Origin of the sequence: Mycobacterium shimoidei (assembly GCF_900417275.1) — a bacterium.
In the GTDB taxonomy this organism is placed as follows: domain Bacteria; phylum Actinomycetota; class Actinomycetes; order Mycobacteriales; family Mycobacteriaceae; genus Mycobacterium; species Mycobacterium shimoidei.
On sequence record NZ_UEGW01000001.1, the window covers coordinates 3,037,618 to 3,056,179 of the forward strand.

The 18,562-nt window shown below is 67.0% G+C and carries 21 protein-coding genes and 1 pseudogene; 15 read left to right on the forward strand and 7 right to left on the reverse strand.

The features are described from left to right. Position 1 precedes the first annotated feature (1 nt). Positions 2–520 (forward strand): MTB12 family secreted protein, encoded by a 519-nt coding sequence (locus MSP7336_RS14655; RefSeq protein WP_069397072.1) that lies wholly within the window; start codon positions 2–4, stop codon positions 518–520. Here the strand turns inward: MSP7336_RS14655 and MSP7336_RS14660 are convergent. From MSP7336_RS14660 to MSP7336_RS14670, 3 genes are all read right to left on the reverse strand, one after another. After that, positions 517–1,392, reverse strand: coding sequence for a sigma-70 family RNA polymerase sigma factor (locus MSP7336_RS14660; RefSeq protein WP_113964932.1), 876 nt, complete (start codon positions 1,390–1,392; stop codon positions 517–519). The two genes, MSP7336_RS14655 and MSP7336_RS14660, sit on opposite strands and share 4 nt — an antisense overlap. Next, a complete protein-coding gene (locus MSP7336_RS14665; RefSeq protein WP_069397071.1) occupies positions 1,389–1,982 on the reverse strand; it encodes a carboxymuconolactone decarboxylase family protein in 594 nt (197 codons plus the stop codon). The genes MSP7336_RS14660 and MSP7336_RS14665 overlap by 4 nt, the downstream gene beginning before the upstream one ends. Positions 1,983–2,138: 156 nt before the next feature. Continuing rightward, positions 2,139–2,450, reverse strand: coding sequence for a type II toxin-antitoxin system VapB family antitoxin (locus MSP7336_RS14670; protein ID WP_069397070.1), 312 nt, complete (start codon positions 2,448–2,450; stop codon positions 2,139–2,141). Positions 2,451–2,563: 113 nt separating this feature from the next. On the opposite strand from MSP7336_RS14670, the gene hrcA reads away from it, so the two are divergent. The 10 genes and pseudogenes from hrcA (at position 2,564) to era (ending at position 10,544) form a co-directional block, all read left to right on the forward strand. Continuing rightward, entirely contained in the window at positions 2,564–3,604 is a 1,041-nt protein-coding gene (hrcA, locus tag MSP7336_RS14675; RefSeq protein ID WP_069397069.1) for a heat-inducible transcriptional repressor HrcA, read from the forward strand. Between the two features lie 57 nt (positions 3,605–3,661). After that, the gene (gene dnaJ / locus MSP7336_RS14680; protein ID WP_113964001.1) at positions 3,662–4,813 is read left to right on the forward strand and encodes a molecular chaperone DnaJ; all 1,152 of its coding nucleotides are present in this window, start codon (positions 3,662–3,664) and stop codon (positions 4,811–4,813) included. 6 nt (positions 4,814–4,819) lie between these two features. After that, positions 4,820–5,563 carry a 16S rRNA (uracil(1498)-N(3))-methyltransferase gene (locus MSP7336_RS14685; RefSeq protein ID WP_113964002.1) on the forward strand — a complete coding sequence of 248 codons (744 nt, stop codon included), beginning with the start codon at positions 4,820–4,822 and terminating at the stop codon, positions 5,561–5,563. Positions 5,564–5,647: 84 nt separating this feature from the next. Next, entirely contained in the window at positions 5,648–6,199 is a 552-nt protein-coding gene (locus tag MSP7336_RS14690) for an ester cyclase (RefSeq protein WP_069397066.1), read from the forward strand. 48 nt (positions 6,200–6,247) lie between these two features. Beyond that, positions 6,248–7,303, forward strand: coding sequence for a PhoH family protein (locus MSP7336_RS14695; RefSeq protein ID WP_113964003.1), 1,056 nt, complete (start codon positions 6,248–6,250; stop codon positions 7,301–7,303). Between the two features lie 10 nt (positions 7,304–7,313). Beyond that, positions 7,314–7,388: pseudogene (locus MSP7336_RS24280) on the forward strand (16S rRNA (guanine(966)-N(2))-methyltransferase RsmD); the annotation flags it as partial. Beyond that, complete coding sequence (ybeY, locus tag MSP7336_RS14700; protein WP_069397064.1) at positions 7,385–7,921, forward strand: rRNA maturation RNase YbeY; 537 nt, start codon at positions 7,385–7,387, stop codon at positions 7,919–7,921. The pseudogene MSP7336_RS24280 and the gene ybeY, both read left to right, overlap by 4 nt. Continuing rightward, the gene (locus MSP7336_RS14705) at positions 7,918–9,231 is read left to right on the forward strand and encodes a hemolysin family protein (protein ID WP_113964004.1); all 1,314 of its coding nucleotides are present in this window, start codon (positions 7,918–7,920) and stop codon (positions 9,229–9,231) included. The genes ybeY and MSP7336_RS14705 overlap by 4 nt, the downstream gene beginning before the upstream one ends. Positions 9,232–9,312: 81 nt before the next feature. After that, positions 9,313–9,636, forward strand: a complete 324-nt coding sequence (locus tag MSP7336_RS14710; RefSeq protein ID WP_113964005.1) for a cytidine/deoxycytidylate deaminase family protein — start codon at positions 9,313–9,315, stop codon at positions 9,634–9,636. Next, positions 9,633–10,544, forward strand: coding sequence for a GTPase Era (era, locus tag MSP7336_RS14715; RefSeq protein ID WP_113964006.1), 912 nt, complete (start codon positions 9,633–9,635; stop codon positions 10,542–10,544). The genes MSP7336_RS14710 and era overlap by 4 nt, the downstream gene beginning before the upstream one ends. Positions 10,545–10,560: 16 nt before the next feature. Here era and MSP7336_RS14720 read toward each other — a convergent pair whose 3' ends face one another. Further along, positions 10,561–12,030: an amidase gene (locus MSP7336_RS14720; protein ID WP_113964007.1), complete on the reverse strand. Its 1,470-nt coding sequence runs from the start codon at positions 12,028–12,030 to the stop codon at positions 10,561–10,563. Between the two features lie 52 nt (positions 12,031–12,082). Between MSP7336_RS14720 and recO the strand changes: the two genes are divergently transcribed. From recO to MSP7336_RS14735, 3 genes are read left to right on the forward strand one after another with little or no spacing between them, the layout of a single operon-like run. Beyond that, complete coding sequence (gene recO, locus MSP7336_RS14725; protein WP_113964008.1) at positions 12,083–12,910, forward strand: DNA repair protein RecO; 828 nt, start codon at positions 12,083–12,085, stop codon at positions 12,908–12,910. Further along, on the forward strand, positions 12,885–13,766 hold the full coding sequence (locus tag MSP7336_RS14730; protein ID WP_113964009.1) for a decaprenyl diphosphate synthase: 882 nt from the start codon (positions 12,885–12,887) through the stop codon (positions 13,764–13,766). The genes recO and MSP7336_RS14730 overlap by 26 nt, the downstream gene beginning before the upstream one ends. After that, positions 13,766–14,182 (forward strand): hypothetical protein, encoded by a 417-nt coding sequence (locus MSP7336_RS14735; RefSeq protein WP_069397057.1) that lies wholly within the window; start codon positions 13,766–13,768, stop codon positions 14,180–14,182. The genes MSP7336_RS14730 and MSP7336_RS14735 overlap by 1 nt, the downstream gene beginning before the upstream one ends. An 88-nt stretch (positions 14,183–14,270) precedes the next feature. Here the strand turns inward: MSP7336_RS14735 and MSP7336_RS14740 are convergent, their stop codons facing one another. Both MSP7336_RS14740 and MSP7336_RS14745 read right to left on the reverse strand, forming a co-directional pair. Further along, a complete protein-coding gene (locus MSP7336_RS14740; RefSeq protein ID WP_069397056.1) occupies positions 14,271–14,663 on the reverse strand; it encodes a Fur family transcriptional regulator in 393 nt (130 codons plus the stop codon). Next, positions 14,660–15,037, reverse strand: a complete 378-nt coding sequence (locus MSP7336_RS14745) for an ArsR/SmtB family transcription factor (RefSeq protein ID WP_069397055.1) — start codon at positions 15,035–15,037, stop codon at positions 14,660–14,662. The genes MSP7336_RS14740 and MSP7336_RS14745 overlap by 4 nt, the downstream gene beginning before the upstream one ends. Positions 15,038–15,157: 120 nt before the next feature. Here MSP7336_RS14745 and MSP7336_RS14750 point away from each other — a divergent pair, with 120 nt between their 5' ends. Then, positions 15,158–16,540: a glycine--tRNA ligase gene (locus MSP7336_RS14750; RefSeq protein WP_069397054.1), complete on the forward strand. Its 1,383-nt coding sequence runs from the start codon at positions 15,158–15,160 to the stop codon at positions 16,538–16,540. A gap of 7 nt (positions 16,541–16,547) precedes the next feature. On the opposite strand, the gene MSP7336_RS14755 is transcribed toward MSP7336_RS14750, so the two are convergent. Next, complete coding sequence (locus MSP7336_RS14755; RefSeq protein ID WP_113964010.1) at positions 16,548–18,536, reverse strand: TPM domain-containing protein; 1,989 nt, start codon at positions 18,534–18,536, stop codon at positions 16,548–16,550. Positions 18,537–18,562: the final 26 nt, after the last annotated feature.

Genomic DNA, 18,562 nt, shown 5'->3' on the forward strand with positions numbered 1-18,562 from the left:
CATGACAGTGAAAGCCCTCGCCGCCGGTGCGGCGACCGTCGCCGCCGTCGCAGCGGCAGCCGCCGGAGCGACGTCGGTGGTCTCCGGCCCGACGTCCACGTTCCCGGTGCAGCCCGTCGCGCTGGGCGCGCCGTTACCCCAAGACCCGCCCCCGGCGCCGGGTCAGCAACTGCCCACCGCCGAGCAGTTGTCCACCCTGTGCAACCAAGTCACCGATCCCGGTGTCGGGTACGCGGAAAAGAACAACCTGGTCCAAGGCGGCTTCAGCCCGGAGGAAGGCACTGTCGCCGACCACGACCTGCGCAAGGCCTACCGGAACGGGAACTTCCCCGAACAGTTCACCGTGACGAACATCCAGCCCGCCGGTCCGAACGCGGCCAGCGCCGACGTCGCCATCACAGGTCCGAAGTTCGCCGGGCCGGTCACCAAGAACCTCGCGTTCGTCAACGAGGGCGGCAACTGGATCTTGCAGCACGACGCCGCGATCGCGTTGCTGCAAGCCGCCACGGCCCGCAATTAGCCGCCCACCGCGCTGAGGTCGATCCGCTTCAACCGGGCCGGGTCGGCTAGCACGTCGATCGCGGTGATGAGCCCGGCGCGCACCACGAAGCCCATGACCGCGGTCGGCCGGTCGGCGACGAAGATCACCGCGCCGGCGGCGCCGTTGACGGTGGCGGGGCGCGCTTCCCGGTTCGGGTCCGCGTAGCTGCGGGCCAAGCCGGCCACCGCGGTTGCGCCGCGCACCGAACGGGATTGGTCGGGGCCGAAGTCGCCGCGCAGCGTCACGTCCGGGTCCAGCACCGCGACGAGCCGGTCGAGGTCGCTGGCGCGTCCGGCCGCGAAGAACGCGTCGACCACGGCGCGCTGGGCTGTCAGGTCGCTATCCGGGTCAGGTGCAGCCTGCTGGACGCGTTGCCGCGCCCGGCTGGCCAACTTGCGGGTGGCCTCCGGCGAGCGGTCCACAATGGGCGCGATCTCGTCGAACGGGACCGCGAACACGTCGTGCAACACGAACGCCAAGCGCTCCGGCGGCGACAGCGTGTCGAGGACCACGAACATGGCCAGTCCCACCGCATCGGCCAGCAGTGCCTGGTGTTCGGGTTCGAATTCCCCCACCGCGTCCACCACCGGATCGGGCACGTGCGCGACGAGGGCCTCGGCGCGGCGGACACGGCGGCCGCGCAAGGTGTTCAGGCAGATCCGCGCGACCACGGTGGTCAGCCAGGCGTCCAAATTCGCGACCTCGTCAGCTTTTTCGCGGCTGAGCCGCAGCCACGCTTCCTGCACCGCGTCCTCGGCGTCGTCGACCGAGCCGAGCATGCGGTAGGCCAGCGCGCCCAGCCGCGGGCGGGCGGCCTCGAACCGCTCCGCCAGCGCCGTCGGGCCGGTCACGGTGCGGTGTCGGGCAAGGCGCACACCCGGCCCTCGGAAAAGCCGGACGATCCGATGCCCAGCGGGACGTTGAAGCGGGCGCGAAGATTGCCCAACCCGATGATGTGGGTGAGGGCGACGAGTTGGGCGGTGTCGAAATGCGCACGCAGCGCATCGAACAACTCGTCGCTCACCTCGACCGGTGTGCGGCTGACCGCGGTGGCGTACTCGAGGATCAGCTTGTCCACGTCGGAGAAGCAGGGCGCATTCCGGTAGTCGGGCAGTGCCAGCAATTCCTCATCGGTGATCCCCCAGCCGCGCGCGATCTGGGAACCCAGGTCGATGCAAAATTCGCAGCGCACCGTGGTGGCCGCCTTGAGTTCGGCCAGCGCGCGGTGGCGGGCACTGAGGATGTCCAGTTTCGACTCGGTCATCTCCAGTCGCCCGATGGCGTTGAGCAGCGGGGGAATGTGGGCATACATGCGCAGCGGTTCCAGCATCGTCGCGGTTTGCAGGCCGGTCATCTGCTTGAACCGTCGCTTGGTGAAAAAGAAGGCGATCCGGGCGCCCAGCGGCGCGTCGCGGTCGGAAACTCCGGCAAGTCGTGGCATGGCGGTCCTCACTACTCGATTGGGGGTCTTAGCTACTTCGACACCCCCGCCCGCCGAAATGTGACCGCCTGCTCCATTCGCCGTGACCCGTCCCCCTCGCCGCTGCGCGGCTGGGAGGTGCCCCAGCGCCTCGCCGCGATTGCGATCACCGCGGGGTTAGGCCTGCTGGGCCACGGCGTCCATGTCCAGCAGCCGCGCATGCAGCACCGTGCGATTACGCAGCGCCGCCCGCACCGCACGGTGCAGGCCGTCTTCGAGGTAGACGATGCCCCGCCACTTCACCGCGTGCGGAAACAGATCACCGTAGAAAGTGGAGTCCTCAGACAGCAGCCGGTCCAGCGCCAGCACCGTGGTGGTGGTGACCAGTTCATCGAGCCGAATCTGGCAGGGCGGTATCTGCGACCAGTCCCGATACGACAGGCCATGCTCGGGGTACGGCTTACCTTCTCGCACACCCTTGAAAATCACCCGGATAAGGCTAGCCCTCCGGCAATACGAGCGAAAAGTCCCGCTTGTTTGCTGCTGAACGTAAACACGTGCCGCTCACCGTAAAATGGACGCGGTCAAGGAGGTGAATTGGGATGGGAAGCGCCGAGGAACGTCGTTTCGAGGTGCTACGCGCCATCGTCGCCGACTTCGTGTCCACCAAAGAGCCGATCGGCTCCAAATCACTGGTGGAGCGCCACAACCTGGGCGTTTCGTCGGCCACGGTCCGCAACGACATGGCGGTGCTGGAGGCCGAGGGCTACATCACTCAGCCGCACACCAGTTCCGGGCGGGTGCCCACCGAGAAGGGCTACCGGGAGTTCGTCGACCGGCTCGATGACGTCAAGCCGCTGTCGTCGGCCGAGCGGCGCGCCATCCAGAAGTTCCTGGAGTCCGGCGTCGACCTCGACGACGTGCTGCGCCGGGCGGTGCGGCTGCTGGCGCAGTTGACCCGCCAGGTTGCCATCGTGCAATACCCGACCTTGTCGACGTCGACGGTGCGGCACCTCGAGGTGATCGCACTGACCCCGGCACGGTTGCTCATGGTCGTCATCACCGACACCGGCCGGGTCGACCAGCGCATCGTCGAGCTCGGCGATGTCATCGACGACCACGAGTTGTCCCAGCTGCGGGAGATGCTGGGCAAGGCGCTGATCGGCAAGAAGGTCTCAGCTGCTTCCGTCGCGGTCTCCGACCTGGTCGGACAATTCGACGGCGGCGGGCCATCCAAGACCCTGTCTGACGCGGTTGGTCGCTCGGCGACGGTGTTGCTGGAGTCGCTGGTCGAGCACAGCGAGGAGCGGCTGCTGCTCGGCGGCACCGCCAACCTGACCCGCAACACCGCCGATTTCGGCGGCTCGCTGCGCTCGATCCTCGAGGCGCTCGAGGAGCAGGTCGTGGTGTTGCGGTTGCTGGCGGCCCAGCAGGAGGCCGGCAAGGTGACCGTGCGAATCGGCCACGAAACCGAAGCCGAGCAGATGGCGGGCACTTCGGTGGTGTCGACGGCCTACGGCACCGTGGACACCGTCTATGGGGGTATGGGTGTTCTGGGACCCACCCGAATGGACTATCCGGGAACTATCGCTAGTGTCGCTGCGGTTGCTATGTACATCGGCGAAGTGCTGGGTGCCCGATGACTGTGCATCCGCTAACAAGTTGTTGACGGCCTAGAAAGGTCAGGGGAAAGGTCAGGCGTGGCACGCGATTACTACGGTCTGCTCGGCGTCAGTCCGAACGCCAGCGATGCGGAGATCAAACGCGCCTATCGCAAGCTGGCGCGTGAGCTGCACCCCGATGTCAACCCCGACGAAGCCGCCCAAGCCAAGTTCAAGGAGATCAGCGTCGCCTACGAGGTGCTGTCCGACCCGGACAAGCGGCGCATCGTCGACATGGGCGGCGACCCGCTGGAAAACGGTGCGACGGCCAACGGCTTCCCCGGCTTCGGTGGCCTCGGCGACGTGTTCGAGGCCTTCTTCGGTGGGGGCCCCTTCGGTGGGGGCTCGGCATCGCGTGGGCCGGTCGGCCGGGTCCGGCCCGGGTCGGATTCGCTGCTGCGGATGCGGCTGGATCTCGAAGAATGCGCGACGGGCGTCACCAAGCAGGTCACCGTCGACACTGCCGTGCTCTGCGACCGCTGCCAGGGCCGCGGTACCAACGGCAGCTCCACGCCGGCGACCTGCGACACCTGCGGTGGTCGCGGCGAGGTGCAGACCGTGCAGCGCTCGCTGCTCGGCCAGGTGATGACTTCGCGGCCATGCCCCACCTGTCGCGGTGTCGGTGAGGTCATCCCCGACCCGTGCTACAAGTGCGGCGGCGACGGCCGGGTGCGCGCACGCCGCGACATCAGCGTCAAGATCCCCGCCGGTGTCGGCGACGGCATGCGGGTGCGGCTGGCCTCGCAGGGCGAGGGCGGGCCCGGGGGCGGGCCGGCCGGAGACCTGTACGTCGAGGTCCACGAACAGCCGCACGACGTTTTCGTCCGCGACGGCGACGACCTGCACTGCACGATCTCGGTGCCGATGGTCGACGCCGCCTTGGGCACCACCATCACCATCGACGCGATCCTCGACGGCCTGACCGAGATCACCATCCCGCCCGGTACCCAGCCCGGTTCCGTGCTGACGCTGCGCGGCCACGGCATGCCGCACCTGCGGTCCGGTGCGCGCGGCGACCTGCACGTACACGTCGAAGTCGTGGTGCCCAGCCGGCTGGACCACCGGGACATCGAATTACTGCGCGAATTCAAGAGCCGTCGCAGCCGCGACGTCGCCGAAGTCCGATCCACTGACGGCGGCACCGCCAGCGGGCTGTTCAGCCGGCTGCGCGAGACCTTCACCGGCCGCTGATCGCCCGTGCTCGGCCTGTTCTACGTCGAGACGCTGCCGCAAACCGGTGCGCTGGCCAACGTCGCCGGTGACGAAGGTTTCCACGCGGCCACCGTGCGCCGGATCCGGCCGGGGGAGCAGTTGATGCTCGGTGACGGCGCCGGCGGCCTGGCGCAGTGTGTCGTCGAAGAAGCCCGGCGCAACGAGCTGTCCGCGCGAGTGGTGCGGCGCTGGGACGTCGCGGCCGGCCAACCGCCGGTGACAGTCGTGCAGGCGCTGCCCAAGGCCGAACGCTCCGAGTTGGCGATCGAGTTGGCGACCGAAGCCGGCGCCGATGCCTTCGTGGCGTGGCAGGCTGAGCGCTGCGTGGCGCGCTGGGACGGCAACCGCGTCGACAAGGGCCTCCGCCGGTGGCGGGCGGTGGTCCGCTCCGCGGCCCGGCAATCCCGCCGCGCGCACATCCCGCCGGTCGAAGGCGTGCTGTCCACCGCGGCGTTGACCCAGCGGGTCCGTGACGCCGTGGAAACCGGCGCCGTGGTGCTGGTGTTGCACGAGTCGGCTTCTGATCAATTGTCGAGTGTCGCTGTGGCGCAAGCTAAATCGTTGATGCTGATAGTCGGCCCGGAGGGCGGTATCGCTCCCGACGAGCTCAATGCGCTGACCGATGCAGGTGCGGTGGCGGTCCGCCTGGGCCCCACGGTGTTGCGCACGTCGACGGCGGCCGCGGTCGCACTTGGTGCACTGGGCGTGCTGACCCCGCGCTGGGAGTAGCTCGTGGGCGCCGAGATCTGCATTAGCGCGACATCTTCTCGCACTTTTGCACGCTGACGTCGAACTCGGGGTTGAGTGGGCGGCATGAACAAAGCTACCTACGATCTCAGCGCGATCTTCGACGAGCACGTCGCCGACGAATTCGTGGCCAAAGACGTGGCCGCGACGATGGCAACGATGGTCGCCGAACCGAATGTCAACCACGTCCCGACAATGATGGGCGGCGTCGGCGGTAAAGCCCTCAAACACTTCTACACCCACCATTTCATCGGGCACTGGCCCGACGACACCACGATCATCCCGGTCTGTCGCACGGTCGGGGTGGACCGTGTCGTCGACGAGATGATCATGTCCTTCACCCACGACATCCCGATACCGGCGTTTCTGCCCAACGTGGCGCCCACCGGGCGGCCGGTCATGCTTCCGGTCGTGGTGGTGATGGGCATCGAGAAGGGCAAAGTCGCCTACGAGCGCATCTACTGGGACCAGGCGTCGCTGCTGGCCCAAATCGGACTGCTCGACGAGACAGGGCTGCCGATCACCGGAGCGGTCCAGGCCCACAAGGTGCTCGACCAGGATCTACCAGCGAACACTCTGCTACGCAATGACCAATCCGGATCCCCGGCGGTAGACTGAGAAACCAATCCGCTGGACAAAGCACAGAAAGCAGGCATCAGAAACCACGTGACGCCCCGCGAGACCAACGCTGCTGATCCCGCGCCCTCTCAGGTTCGCAGCAGCATCGACGTTCCGCCCGACCTCGTTGTGGGCCTGCTTGGTTCGGCCGACGACAATCTGCGTGCACTCGAACGGATCCTGGCCGCCGATTTGCATGTGCGGGGTAACGCGGTCACCCTGGCCGGCGAGCCCGCCGACGTCGCGCTCGCCGAGCGGGTGATCTCTGAACTGATCGCGATCGTCGCCGGCGGCCACACATTGACACCGGAAGCGGTGCGGCACAGTGTCGCCATGCTGGTCGGTACCGGGAACGAGTCCCCGGCCGAGGTTCTCACCCTCGATATCTTGTCGCGCCGCGGCAAGACCATTCGGCCCAAGACCCTCAACCAGAAGCGCTACGTCGACGCCATCGACGCCAACACGGTGGTCTTCGGGATCGGCCCGGCCGGCACCGGCAAGACGTACCTGGCGATGGCCAAAGCCGTCAATGCGCTGCAGACCAAGCAGGTCAACCGGATCATCCTGACCCGTCCGGCCGTGGAAGCCGGTGAACGCCTTGGGTTTTTGCCGGGAACGCTGAGCGAGAAGATTGACCCTTATCTTCGTCCGCTCTACGACGCGCTCTACGACATGATGGATTCCGAGCTGATCCCCAAGCTGATAGCTTCCGGGGTGATCGAGGTTGTGCCATTGGCGTTTATGCGTGGCCGCACCCTCAACGACGCGTTCATCATTCTCGACGAGGCCCAGAACACCACCGCCGAGCAGATGAAGATGTTCCTCACCCGCCTGGGTTTCGGCTCGAAAGTTGTTGTTACCGGCGATGTTACGCAGATCGACCTGGCCGGCGGCGCCCAGTCCGGGCTGCGTGCCGCAGTCGACATCCTTGAGGGTATCGACGATATCCACTTCGCCGAACTGACCAGCGCCGACGTGGTCCGGCATCGGCTTGTGTCCGAAATCGTGGACGCCTACGCGAAATATGAAGAGCCGAGGTTGGGCATGAACCGGGCGGCGCGGCGGGCCGCCAACGCCCGCGGGGCCAGCCGCAGCCGACAGTGACACCGTGACCCGCGCCCGCGACGATGCAGCGGGGGCACCGCCCGCTTGCGGGGGACGCAGCGACGAAGAGGAGCGGCGCGAATGACCATCGAGGTGGCCAACGAGTCCGGCATCGACGTGTCCGAAGCCGAACTGGTTAGTGTCGCACGGTTTGTGCTCGCCAAGATGGACGTCAACCCGGCAGCTGAACTGTCGATGCTGCTGCTCGATACCGCGGCGATGGCCGATCTGCACATGCGCTGGATGGATCTGCCCGGACCGACCGATGTGATGAGCTTCCCGATGGATGAGCTCGAGCCAGGCGGACGTCCCGATGCTCCCGAGCCAGGACCGGCCATGCTCGGCGACATCGTGCTGTGCCCGGAGTTCGCTGCCGAACAGGCTGCCGCCGCCGGTCATTCGCTGGGACACGAGTTGGCGCTGTTGACCGTCCACGGCGTGCTTCATCTTCTGGGTTATGACCACAGCGAGCCGGACGAGGAAAAGGAAATGCTCGCGCTCCAGCAGCGGTTGCTCGAGGAGTGGGTCGCCGACCAGGTCGAGGCCTACCAGCTGGAGCGCCAGATCGAAAAAGACCGCCGACTGCTGGACAAATCAAGGTATTTCGACGAGCCGTGAACGAATTGCGTCTGCTGGTCGGCACGGTTGCGCTGATAGGCCTGGGCGGGTTGTTCGCCGCGATCGACGCCGCGATCAGCACCGTTTCCGTAGCGCGGGTCCAGGAAATGGTGCGTGACGAACGGCCCGGTGCGCGACGGCTGGCCAAATTGATGTCCGATCGAGCGCGCTACATCAACCTGGTTGTGCTGCTGCGGATCACCTGTGAAATCACGGCGACCGTGTTGCTGGTGGCGTTCCTGCGCGCCGGCCTCCATCTGGCCTGGGGCCGGTACCTGACCGTCGCCATCATGGTGGTGACCAGCTTCGTGGTGATCGGTGTCGGGCCACGCACGCTCGGTCGGCAGAACGCATACTCCATCGCGTTGGCGGCGGCCCTGCCGCTGCAGGCGATTTCGTTCTTGCTGATACCGATCAGCTCGCTGCTGGTGATCCTGGGGAACGCCCTGACTCCCGGCCGGGGCTTCCGCAATGGGCCGTTCGCATCCGAGGTCGAGCTGCGCGAGGTTGTCGACCTTGCCCAGCAGCGCGGTGTGGTCGCCGCCGACGAGCGCCGAATGATTCAGTCTGTGTTCGAGCTCGGCGACACGCCGGCCCGGGAAGTGATGGTGCCGCGTACCGAGATGGTGTGGATCGAGAGCGACAAAACGGCCGGCCAGGCGACAGCGCTGGCGGTGCGCAGCGGGCATTCCCGTATCCCGGTGATCGGAGAGAACGTAGACGACGTCGTCGGCGTCGTGTACCTGAAAGACCTTGTACAGCAAACGTATTACTCGGTAAACGGTGGCCGGGAAACCACGGTGGCGCAGCTGATGCGCCCCGCGGTGTTCGTGCCGGATTCCAAACCGCTGGACGCGTTGTTGCGGGAAATGCAGCGAGATCGCAACCACATGGCGTTGTTGGTCGACGAATACGGGGCGATCGCGGGTTTGGTGACCATCGAGGACGTGCTGGAGGAGATCGTCGGAGAAATCGCCGACGAGTACGATGAAGCCGAGATCGCTCCGGTGGAAGACCTGGGCGACAACCGGTTCCGGGTGTCCGCCCGCCTGCCCATCCAGGACGTTGGCGAGCTGTACGGGATCGAATTCGACGACGATCTCGATGTCGACACGGTCGGTGGTCTGCTGGCCCTCGAGCTGGGCCGGGTCCCGCTGCCCGGCGCCGAGGTGGTAACACATGGACTGCGGTTGCAAGCCGAAGGCGGGCGCGACGGACGCGGGCGCGTCCGGATCGGCACTGTCTTGCTGAGCCGTGTAAGCGCTGACGACGATGCAGAGCGAAGCGATGCGGAGGAGCAGCGCGCATGAGCACCGCTGACGACGATGCAGAGCGAAGCGATGCGGAGGAGCAGCGCACATGAGCACCGCCGTCGGCGAAGGAGGCCAACCATGACAACTGAGCATCTGGACGCCGAAGACAGCAAGCTGGTGGTGCTGGCGCGCGCGGCGATGGCGAGGGCCGAGGCCGACAGCGGCGCGGCGGTACGCGATGACGACGGGCGCACCTATGCGGGTGCGGCGGTGAAACTTTCGACCTTGCAGCTCACGGCGCTGCAGACCGCGGTGGCCACCGCGGTGGCCAGTGGCGCTGCCGGTTTGGAGGCTGCCGTTCTGGTGGGTGGCTCTGCGGACGATGCAGGCATCCCCGCCGTGCGCGAGCTGTCCCCGACCGCGGTGGTCATCATCACTGACCGCAACGGCACTCCGACGTGACCGAATTCCGCTCGGGTTTCGTCTGTTTCGTCGGGCGTCCGAACACCGGCAAGTCGACGCTGACCAATGCGCTGGTCGGGTCGAAAGTGGCGATCACCTCGAATCGGCCGCAGACCACGCGACACACCATTCGTGGCATCGTGCATCGAGAGGATTTCCAGATCATCCTCGTCGACACACCAGGGTTGCACCGCCCTCGCACACTGCTCGGCAAGCGGCTCAACGATCTTGTCCGCGATACTTACTCGCAGGTCGACGCCATCGGGTTGTGCATTCCCGCCGACGAGTCGATCGGCCCCGGGGACCGGTGGATTGTGCAGCAGATCCGGTCCATCGCGCCCAAGACCACGCTGGTCGTCGTCGTCACCAAAATCGACAAGGTGTCCAAGGAGAAGCTGGCCGCGCAATTGGCCGCGGTCGGGGAGCTGGTCGGAATCCCCGAAGGCCGGCAAGCCGAGATCGTGCCGGTCTCAGCGGTGACCGGTGAGCAGATCGACGTGCTGATCGACGTGCTGGCCGCCGCGTTGCCGCCCGGCCCGGCGTATTACCCCGACGGTGAGCTGACCGACGAACCCGAAGAGGTTCTGATGGCGGAGTTCATCCGCGAGGCAGCGCTGGAAGGGGTGCGCGACGAGTTGCCGCATTCGCTGGCGGTGGTGATCGAAGAGGTAGTGCCGCGCGAAGGCCGCGACGACCTGATAGACGTGCACGCGGTGCTCTACGTGGAGCGCGACAGCCAGAAAGGCATCGTGATCGGAAAGGGCGGTGCCCGATTACGCGAAGTGGGCACCGCCGCGCGCGCCCAGATCGAAAAGCTGCTCGGCACAAAGGTCTACCTGGACTTGCGGGTCAAAGTCGCCAAGAACTGGCAGCGCGACCCCAAACAGCTCGGCCGACTGGGCTTTTGAGCGTGATAGTGAGGGTTTAGGTTCGCCCGCTCGATACCGGGGGCGTATCGGTGCCGGCGTTCCACCACACCTCCGGTTGCTTGGCGGCCCAGCCGCCGACCGCCTCCAATTCGGCGGCCAGCGAAACCAGGAGCGGCTCACTATTGGCCGGACCCATCAGCTGCACACCGATGGGCAGACCGTCCGAGGTGAATCCCGCGGGGATGTTGATCGACGGCCAGCCCAACAGATTCCACGGCCAGGTGACCGGGCACGCCGCGATCATGAGCCGGTCGGTACCCAAACCACTCAGGCGGTCGAACGCATGGACCGGCGGGGGCGGCTGAGCGGTGGTCGGTGCCAGCACAACGTCGACGATGCGGAAGATCGAGCCCACCCGCCGCTGGTCGGCGGCTTCGTGCGCGCGGGCGGCGCGCAGCACCGACTGTGAAAGCGCCCGTCCGATTCGCAGGTTGGACAGCGTGCGCGGGTCGAAATCGACGCCGTCGCCCAGCCGCTCGGCCCAGTCGAGTAGACCCGAGGTGGATCGCGACAGGAAGTTCCACGACAACCGCAGCCCGTAGTCGGGGTTACCGGCCACCACGTTGTGGCCGAGCAGCCGCAGCTGGTCGGCCACCGATTCCACCGCTGCCCGGATCTCCGGGTGCAGCCGGGCCGGGAAGCCGGTGAAGGGGAACCGGGTTGACATCGCGATCCGCAGCGGGCCCGGCGCGGTTCCGACGCAGTCGGACACGGTCACCGGCGGCGGTGTGTGCAGATCGCCGTCGGCGCTGCCGGACACGGCGTCCAACAGCAGCGCCGCGTCTTCGACAGTGCGGGCCAGCACCCCGTTGACGGTGATCCCGTTGAACGCTTCCGGCAGCGGCCAGGTCGAAATCCGACCGCGCTGCGGTTTGATGCCCACCAGATGAGTCCATGCCGCCGGAATGCGGACACTGCCGGCGCCGTCGGAGCCGATCGCCCCGGCGACCAGGCCGGCGGCCACGGCGGCTGCGCTACCGCCCGAGGATCCGCCCGGGGTGTGCTTGCGCGACCACGGGTTGCGGGTGTGGCCGAACCCGGGCCCGCTTGTGAACGGCCATTGGCCCAGCTCACAGGTGTTGGTCTTGCCGACGATCACCGCGCCTGCGGCTTTGAGCCGGCGCACGACCTCGGAATCGGCGCTGGCCGGCCGGACGTGGCCCGACGTGCCGAACGCCGTCGGGACACCGGCGATGTCGACGTCGTCCTTGACCGCGATCGGGACGCCCAGCAGCGGGGCGTCGTCGCCGGCGGCACGGCGCCGGTCGGCCTCGGCGGCGTCGGCCAGCGCCGACTCGGTGAGCACCACCCGGAACGCGTTCAACGTCGACTGGCTGGCATCGATGGCGTGCAATGAGCGGCGGACCAGCTCGTCGGAGGTCACCTCACCGTTGGCCAGCTGGTAGAGCTGCTCGGTCAGGGTCGGGAAGCGGGTGGCGGAAGAGTTACTCATCAGTACGAACATTATCGGCGCGTGCGCGAGGGCGCCGTCGCAGCCCGGTGACAAACTGATATCTATGCGGCTGTACCGGGACCGAGCGGTGGTGCTGCGCCAGCACAAGCTCGGCGAAGCCGACCGGATTGTCACCCTGCTCACCCGCGACCACGGACTGGTGCGCGCGGTGGCCAAGGGGGTGCGCCGCACCCGCAGCAGGTTCGGTGCGCGGCTGGAGCCGTTTGCGCATATCGACGTGCAGCTGCATCCCGGGCGCAACCTGGACGTCGTCACCCAGGTCGTTGCCCTGGATGCGTTCGCCACCGACATCGTCAGCGACTACGGCCGATACACCTGCGCATGCGCGATGCTGGAAACCGCCGAACGCCTCGCCGGTGAGGAGCGGGCCCCGGCCCCGGCCCTGCACCGGTTGACCGTCGGCGCGCTGCGAGCCGTGGCCGATGGCCAACGGCCCCGTGAGCTGCTGCTGGACGCCTACCTGCTGCGCGCCATGAGTATCGCCGGGTGGGCGCCGGCGTTGACCGAATGTGCCCGCTGCGCCACCCCCGGTCCGCATCGCGCGTTTCACATCGCCGCCGGCGGCAGTGTCTGCGCATACTGCCGCCCGGCCGGTTCCACCACACCGCCGCCCGGTGTGCTGGAGTTGATGTCCGCGCTGCACGACGGCGACTGGGAGGCCGCGGAGGCCGCACCGGCGTCGTATCGCAGCCATGTCAGCGGTTTGGTCGCCGCACACCTGCAGTGGCATTTAGAGCGGCAGCTACGCACGTTGCCGCTGGTCGAGCGGGTCTATCGGGTTGATCAAAGCCTCGCCGACCGCAGGATCTCTCTGGTCGGGCCGGAGCTCAGGAAGAATACGGCCCATGGTGCGGAACCAGAAGCCGGCTGACTTCCCGCAACTGCCTCCGGCCCCCGATGACTACCCGACCTTCCCGGACACCTCCACCTGGCCCGTCGTCTTCCCAGAACTGCCGCCCTCGCCCGACGGGGGCCCGCGGCGGCCGCCGCAGCACGTCTCAAAAGCGGCGGCGCCGCGAATTCCAGCCGACCAGTTGCCTGTTCACGTGGCGATCGTGATGGACGGCAACGGCCGTTGGGCCACCGCGCGTGGACTTCCCCGAACCGAGGGGCACAAGATGGGCGAGTCGGTGGTAATCGATATCGCCTGTGGCGCAATCGAACTCGGCATCAAATGGCTCAGTCTTTACGCGTTCTCCACCGAGAACTGGAAACGCTCCGCCGAAGAGGTCCGGTTCTTGATGGGATTCAACCGTGACGTGGTGCGACGCCGCAGGGAAAACCTCAGAGACATCGGCGTGCGGATCCGCTGGGTCGGATCGCGGCCGCGGTTGTGGCGCAGCGTCATCAAAGAGTTGGAAGTCGCCGAGGAGATGACCCGTCACAACAACGTCATCACCGTGAACTACTGCGTCAACTATGGCGGGCGAACCGAAATCGCCGAAGCGGCACGGCGAATCGCGCGTGAAGCAGCGGCAGGCAGGCTGAATCCGGAGCGGGTCACCGAGGCCACGGTTGCCAGTCGCCTGCAGCGCCCGGACATTCCGGATGTGGACCTGCTGTTGCGCACTTCCGGTGAGAAGCGCTCCAGCAATTTCATGCTGTGGCAGGCGGCCTACGCCGAGTACGTCTTCACCGACAAGCTATGGCCGGACTATGACCGCCGCGACCTGTGGGCGGCGTGCGAGGAATATGCTTCTCGCCATCGACGATTCGGGACTGCGTGATGCCGTCGTTGCAGCAACGGTTGGCCTCGGTGCTTGGCGAGATCCTGCCCATCGAGGAAGAACCCGACGGCGCTTTGACGGTGCGCCACGACGGCACGTTCGCGTCCCTGCGGGTGGTGACCATCGTTGAGGACCTCGACCTCATCTCACTGACCCAGGTCCTGGCGTGGGATTTGCCGTTGAGCAAGAAGCTGCGCGACCAGGTAGCCGATCAATCGCAGAACACGTTGTTGGGTTGGGTGGTACTCGTGGAGAAGAGCAGCGAGCCGGCGGCCAAGCGCAACTCCGGCAAAACGGTCGATGTGATGTTGCGCTACAACTTCCCCGGTAGCGGCCTGACCGACGACGCGCTGCGCACCCTGGTGCTGATGGTGCTTGCCAAGGGCGCCGAAATCCGGCGTGCCCTAACGGCTTAGTTGTCGAGGTTTCGTCGAGGTTTCGTCGAGATCGACGCTAGCGCGCGAAAGTGCGAGAACGAATCACGCCAGCGTCGATCTCGGCGCGTCAAGCCCGGCACTCCGAACAGGTCCCGAAGATTTCGATGGTGTGGCTGACGTCGGAAAATCCGTGCTCGGTGGCCACCTCCGCGGCCCACGCCTCGACCTCGTGGTCGCCGACCTCGATGGTCGACCCGCAGCTGCGGCACACCAAATGGTGGTGATGGTGCTCCGAACAGCGCCGGTAGACCGATTCGCCGGTGTCGGTGCGCAGTGTGTCGAGCAGACCGGCTGTCGCCATCGACTGCAGCGTCCGGTACACGGTGGTCAGGCCGATGTTCTCGCCGCGCCGGCGTAACTCCTCGTGCAACTCCTGCGCCGACCGGAAGTCGTCGAGGCTGTCCAGCAGCGTCGAGATCGCTGCGCGCTGCCGGGTGGCGCGCACACTGGCGCCCGTCATCGGTGGCCCTCACCGGCGTGGGCCACCGCGTCGATCACGATGTGGGCCAGGTGATGATCGGCCAGCCGGTAGAGCACCTCGCGGCCGGACCGTTCGCCCGAGACGACCCCCGCCGCCTTGAGGATCTTCAAATGCTGGCTGACCAGTGGTTGCGGCACCCCTAAGGCGTCTACCAGCTCGTGCACGCAACGCTGCGACTCGCGCAGCTGCAGCACGATCGCGATCCGCACCGGCGCGGCCAGCGCGCGGAGCAGCTCGCCCGCGGCGTCGAGAATCTCCCGCGGCGGTGGTGGCGGGAGTTCCCCGGAATCGCCGTGCTGATGGCTTTCAACGAGCTCGTCGCCGTCGGCTGCCGTGGAGGTCGGGTGGGACATTTCGATTCCACTGTCACATGCGTAATGACGCATGTCAAAGACCGTACTCCCGGTCGCTACGATGACGGTTGCTCGTGATCCCCATCCGACTCCCCATCCGAGACAGGAGAGCAACACCTCGTGGCGTCCGTCATCGACACCGTCGTCAACCTGGCCAAGCGGCGCGGGTTGGTCTATCCGTCCGGAGAGATCTACGGCGGCACCAAGTCGGCGTGGGACTACGGGCCGTTGGGGGTCGAACTCAAGGAGAACATCAAGCGGCAGTGGTGGCGCTCGGTGGTCACCTCCCGCGACGACGTCGTCGGCCTGGATTCGTCGATCATCCTGCCGCGGGAAGTGTGGGTCGCCTCGGGCCATGTCGAGGTATTCCACGACCCGCTCGTCGAGTCGCTGATCACACACAAGCGTTACCGCGCCGATCACCTCATCGAGGCCTACGAGGAAAAGCACGGGCATCCACCGCCCAACGGGTTGGCCGATATCCGTGACCCCGACACCGGCGAGCCGGGTCAATGGACCGAGCCGCGTGAATTCAACATGATGCTCAAGACTTACCTCGGGCCGATCGAGTCCGAGGAAGGCCTGCATTACCTGCGGCCGGAGACCGCGCAGGGCATCTTCGTGAACTTCGCCAACGTCGTCACGACCGCGCGCCGCAAACCGCCGTTCGGTATCGCCCAGACCGGCAAGAGCTTTCGCAATGAAATCACGCCGGGCAACTTCATCTTCCGCACTCGCGAATTCGAGCAGATGGAAATGGAGTACTTCGTCGAGCCGTCGACAGCGCCCGAATGGCACCAGTATTGGATCGATACCCGGCTGCAGTGGTACGTCGACCTCGGCATCGAGCGCGAAAACCTGCGACTGTTCGAGCACCCCAAAGAGAAGCTGTCGCACTATTCGGACCGCACAGTCGACATCGAGTACAAGTTCGGCTTCCAAGGCAACCCGTGGGGCGAACTGGAAGGTGTGGCCAACCGCACCGATTTCGATCTGTCAACGCACTCAAAGCATTCCGGAGTCGACCTGTCCTTCTATGACCAGACCACGGACACCCGTTACGTGCCGTATGTCATCGAGCCGGCGGCCGGGCTGACCCGCTCATTCATGGCGTTTTTGATCGACGCCTACGCCGAGGACGAAGCGCCAAACGCCAAGGGCGGGATGGACAAACGTACGGTGTTACGCCTGGATCCGCGGCTGGCGCCGGTGAAGGTCGCCGTGCTGCCGCTGTCCCGGCATGCCGACCTGAGCCCTAAAGCACGCGACCTGGCCGCTGAGTTACGCCAATGCTGGAACGTTGAGTTCGACGACGCCGGCGCCATCGGCCGGCGCTACCGCCGCCAGGACGAGATCGGCACTCCGTATTGCGTGACGATCGATTTCGAGACCCTTGACGACAATGCCGTCACGGTCCGCGAACGAGACGCCATGACGCAGGAGCGCATTCCCATCGACGGGGTCGCCGACTATTTGGCCAAGCGCCTCAAGCACTGCAAGTAGCGGCGGGTCAGAAGCGGCCGCCGCCGCCCATGAAGCCGCCGTCGCCGGCACCTGGCGAGCCGCCGTACGACGTGGGGCCCCAACCACCGCCCCAGCCGCCACCGAAACCGCCGCGCATCCCGCCGCTGAGCACGTTGCCGATGATGATGCCGCCCAGCATCGCCCCCATGTCGTTGCCGCCGCCGTAGCGCCCGCTGAAGGCGCGCTGCATGGACTTGACATCCGCCTGGGCCAGCGACTGCGCCTGGGCGGCAAGCATCGCCGCGCTGTTGGCATGGCCGATCGCTTCACCGACGTCGGTTGACCGCGTGTCGAGGGCGGTTTGCAATTGCCGGTTGGCCTCGGCCAGGCGCGTGCGGGCTTCCGGGCCGATGCTGCCGCGGCGGGTGTCGATGTAGTCGGACACCGCGCGGATCCGCGACTGGGCGGTGAACAACGCCTGCTCCAGCGTGCGGTTGAGGCGCTCGGCGGTGGCCTGCTCCTCGGCCAGCACGGCCAGCAGGCGGTCGAGGTCGGCGTCCGCCTCGGTCAGACGGGTGAACGCGCCGAGCGGGTCGGCAGAACCGCGGCCCTGGGCGGCGTCGACGGCCTTGGCCGCCGCATCGCGCGCGGCGGCCAGTTCCCGGCTGTGATCGCTGCGCCCCTTGCCCAGCAGCGTGTTGGCCTGCTCGATGCCCGCGCGAACGTCGGCGATCAGTGCCGGCAGGGTGGCGACAGCGTGATGGATGTCGCTGGACGCACTGTCCACGGCGTCCAGCAGCGCACGGGCCTGCCCCAGCGCCGACTCGGCGGCGCGTACCGCGTCCACCAGACGGCTGAGTTCCCCGCTGACCGGGCGGGCGGCCAGGTCGCGGGCACGGCCGATATTGCGATCGGCAAAAGCCAGCCGCTCCTTGGCCGTTGTCACGTTGCCGGACACCGACGTCAGCGCCGCGTCGTCGAATTCGTTGCGCAGCGCGGCCAACCGCTCCTCGGACGGCGAAATCCGCGCGGTGAGTTCGACGAACTGCTGAGTCAATTTGTCCACCCGCGACGGTGCATTGATCACCAAGTCCCGCAGCTGGTCGAACGCCGCACGCTGGGCCTCGAGTTCACGATCGGCCCGCGCCGCCGACACGATCACACTGATGAGCAGCTCGCGCTGTTGCTGCGGAGTCTCCGGGACGGCGTCGTCAAGTCGCTGACGTACGTTAAAGGCTTGCGCAAGAGCAGCTTTCGCATTCTGTACCGCTCGCGTGAAGGGCTCGGTCCGCTGCTCGCCGAACTCCTCGACCGCCAGCGTCAGCTCGTTGGTGCTGGTGCGCACGGCGTTGTCGACGTCGACCACCTTCGAGCGCGACAAGCTGTCCAGGGCCTCGAGCGACAGCGCGGCCAGCGCGTCCGGGTCGGTGGGGTCGACGCGTCGGGCTGCGGCCAGCTCGGCGGCCCGGCGTCGCCGGCGCCGGTAGCGCATCACCAGCCACAAGCCCAGCAGCGCCGCCGCGATGACCCCCAAGGCAACCAGCAGCGGCGCCCACCCGGGCGAAGCCTGTGGCCGTGCCAAGCCGTTGGCCGCCGCCACAGCCGCGCCGCCGAAGTCCGAGCGGTGCAGCGCCGGCTCGATTTGGTTGTGTCGCAGGTCATCTACCTGACGCGAGGTGATGCCCTTGACCGTCGACGGCACCAGGAAGGCGTACGCCCGGTCACCGGTGGCGACGGCAAGCAGCGCGTCGGCCGAGCCCAGGTCACTGGTGCGCCAGGTGGCCTGTGCCCAGTTGACGGCGGCTTGCCCGGCGAAGTTGTCGACGTACACCACCCATAACCGGATGTGACGGTCGGCGTAGAGCTTGTCGACGGCCGACTCGACCGCGCCCCGATCCGAGGCGCTCAACGCGCCGGCGTTGTCGGTGACGTAGCCGCTGAGCCGCAACGGCGGCTCCGCGCCGGCACCAGGGGCCGCCAGCAGGGCGGCCCCCACCAAAGCCAGGAGAACGCCGAGTAGGCGGACAACGCGCATGCTCGCCAATGTAATGCGCCTGGCGA

Coding starts and splice junctions, on each gene's coding strand:
- MSP7336_RS14655 (WP_069397072.1), top strand. CDS start 2: ATGACAGTGAAAGCCCTCGCCGCCGGTGCGGCGACCGTCGCCGCCGTC.
- MSP7336_RS14755 (WP_113964010.1), bottom strand. CDS start 18,536: ATGCGCGTTGTCCGCCTACTCGGCGTTCTCCTGGCTTTGGTGGGGGCC.
- recO (WP_113964008.1), top strand. CDS start 12,083: ATGCGGCTGTACCGGGACCGAGCGGTGGTGCTGCGCCAGCACAAGCTC.
- MSP7336_RS14745 (WP_069397055.1), bottom strand. CDS start 15,037: ATGTCCCACCCGACCTCCACGGCAGCCGACGGCGACGAGCTCGTTGAA.
- MSP7336_RS14720 (WP_113964007.1), bottom strand. CDS start 12,030: ATGTTCGTACTGATGAGTAACTCTTCCGCCACCCGCTTCCCGACCCTG.
- MSP7336_RS14740 (WP_069397056.1), bottom strand. CDS start 14,663: ATGACGGGCGCCAGTGTGCGCGCCACCCGGCAGCGCGCAGCGATCTCG.
- hrcA (WP_069397069.1), top strand. CDS start 2,564: ATGGGAAGCGCCGAGGAACGTCGTTTCGAGGTGCTACGCGCCATCGTC.
- MSP7336_RS14690 (WP_069397066.1), top strand. CDS start 5,648: ATGAACAAAGCTACCTACGATCTCAGCGCGATCTTCGACGAGCACGTC.
- MSP7336_RS14735 (WP_069397057.1), top strand. CDS start 13,766: ATGCCGTCGTTGCAGCAACGGTTGGCCTCGGTGCTTGGCGAGATCCTG.
- MSP7336_RS14665 (WP_069397071.1), bottom strand. CDS start 1,982: ATGCCACGACTTGCCGGAGTTTCCGACCGCGACGCGCCGCTGGGCGCC.
- MSP7336_RS14710 (WP_113964005.1), top strand. CDS start 9,313: ATGACAACTGAGCATCTGGACGCCGAAGACAGCAAGCTGGTGGTGCTG.
- MSP7336_RS14730 (WP_113964009.1), top strand. CDS start 12,885: ATGGTGCGGAACCAGAAGCCGGCTGACTTCCCGCAACTGCCTCCGGCC.
- ybeY (WP_069397064.1), top strand. CDS start 7,385: ATGACCATCGAGGTGGCCAACGAGTCCGGCATCGACGTGTCCGAAGCC.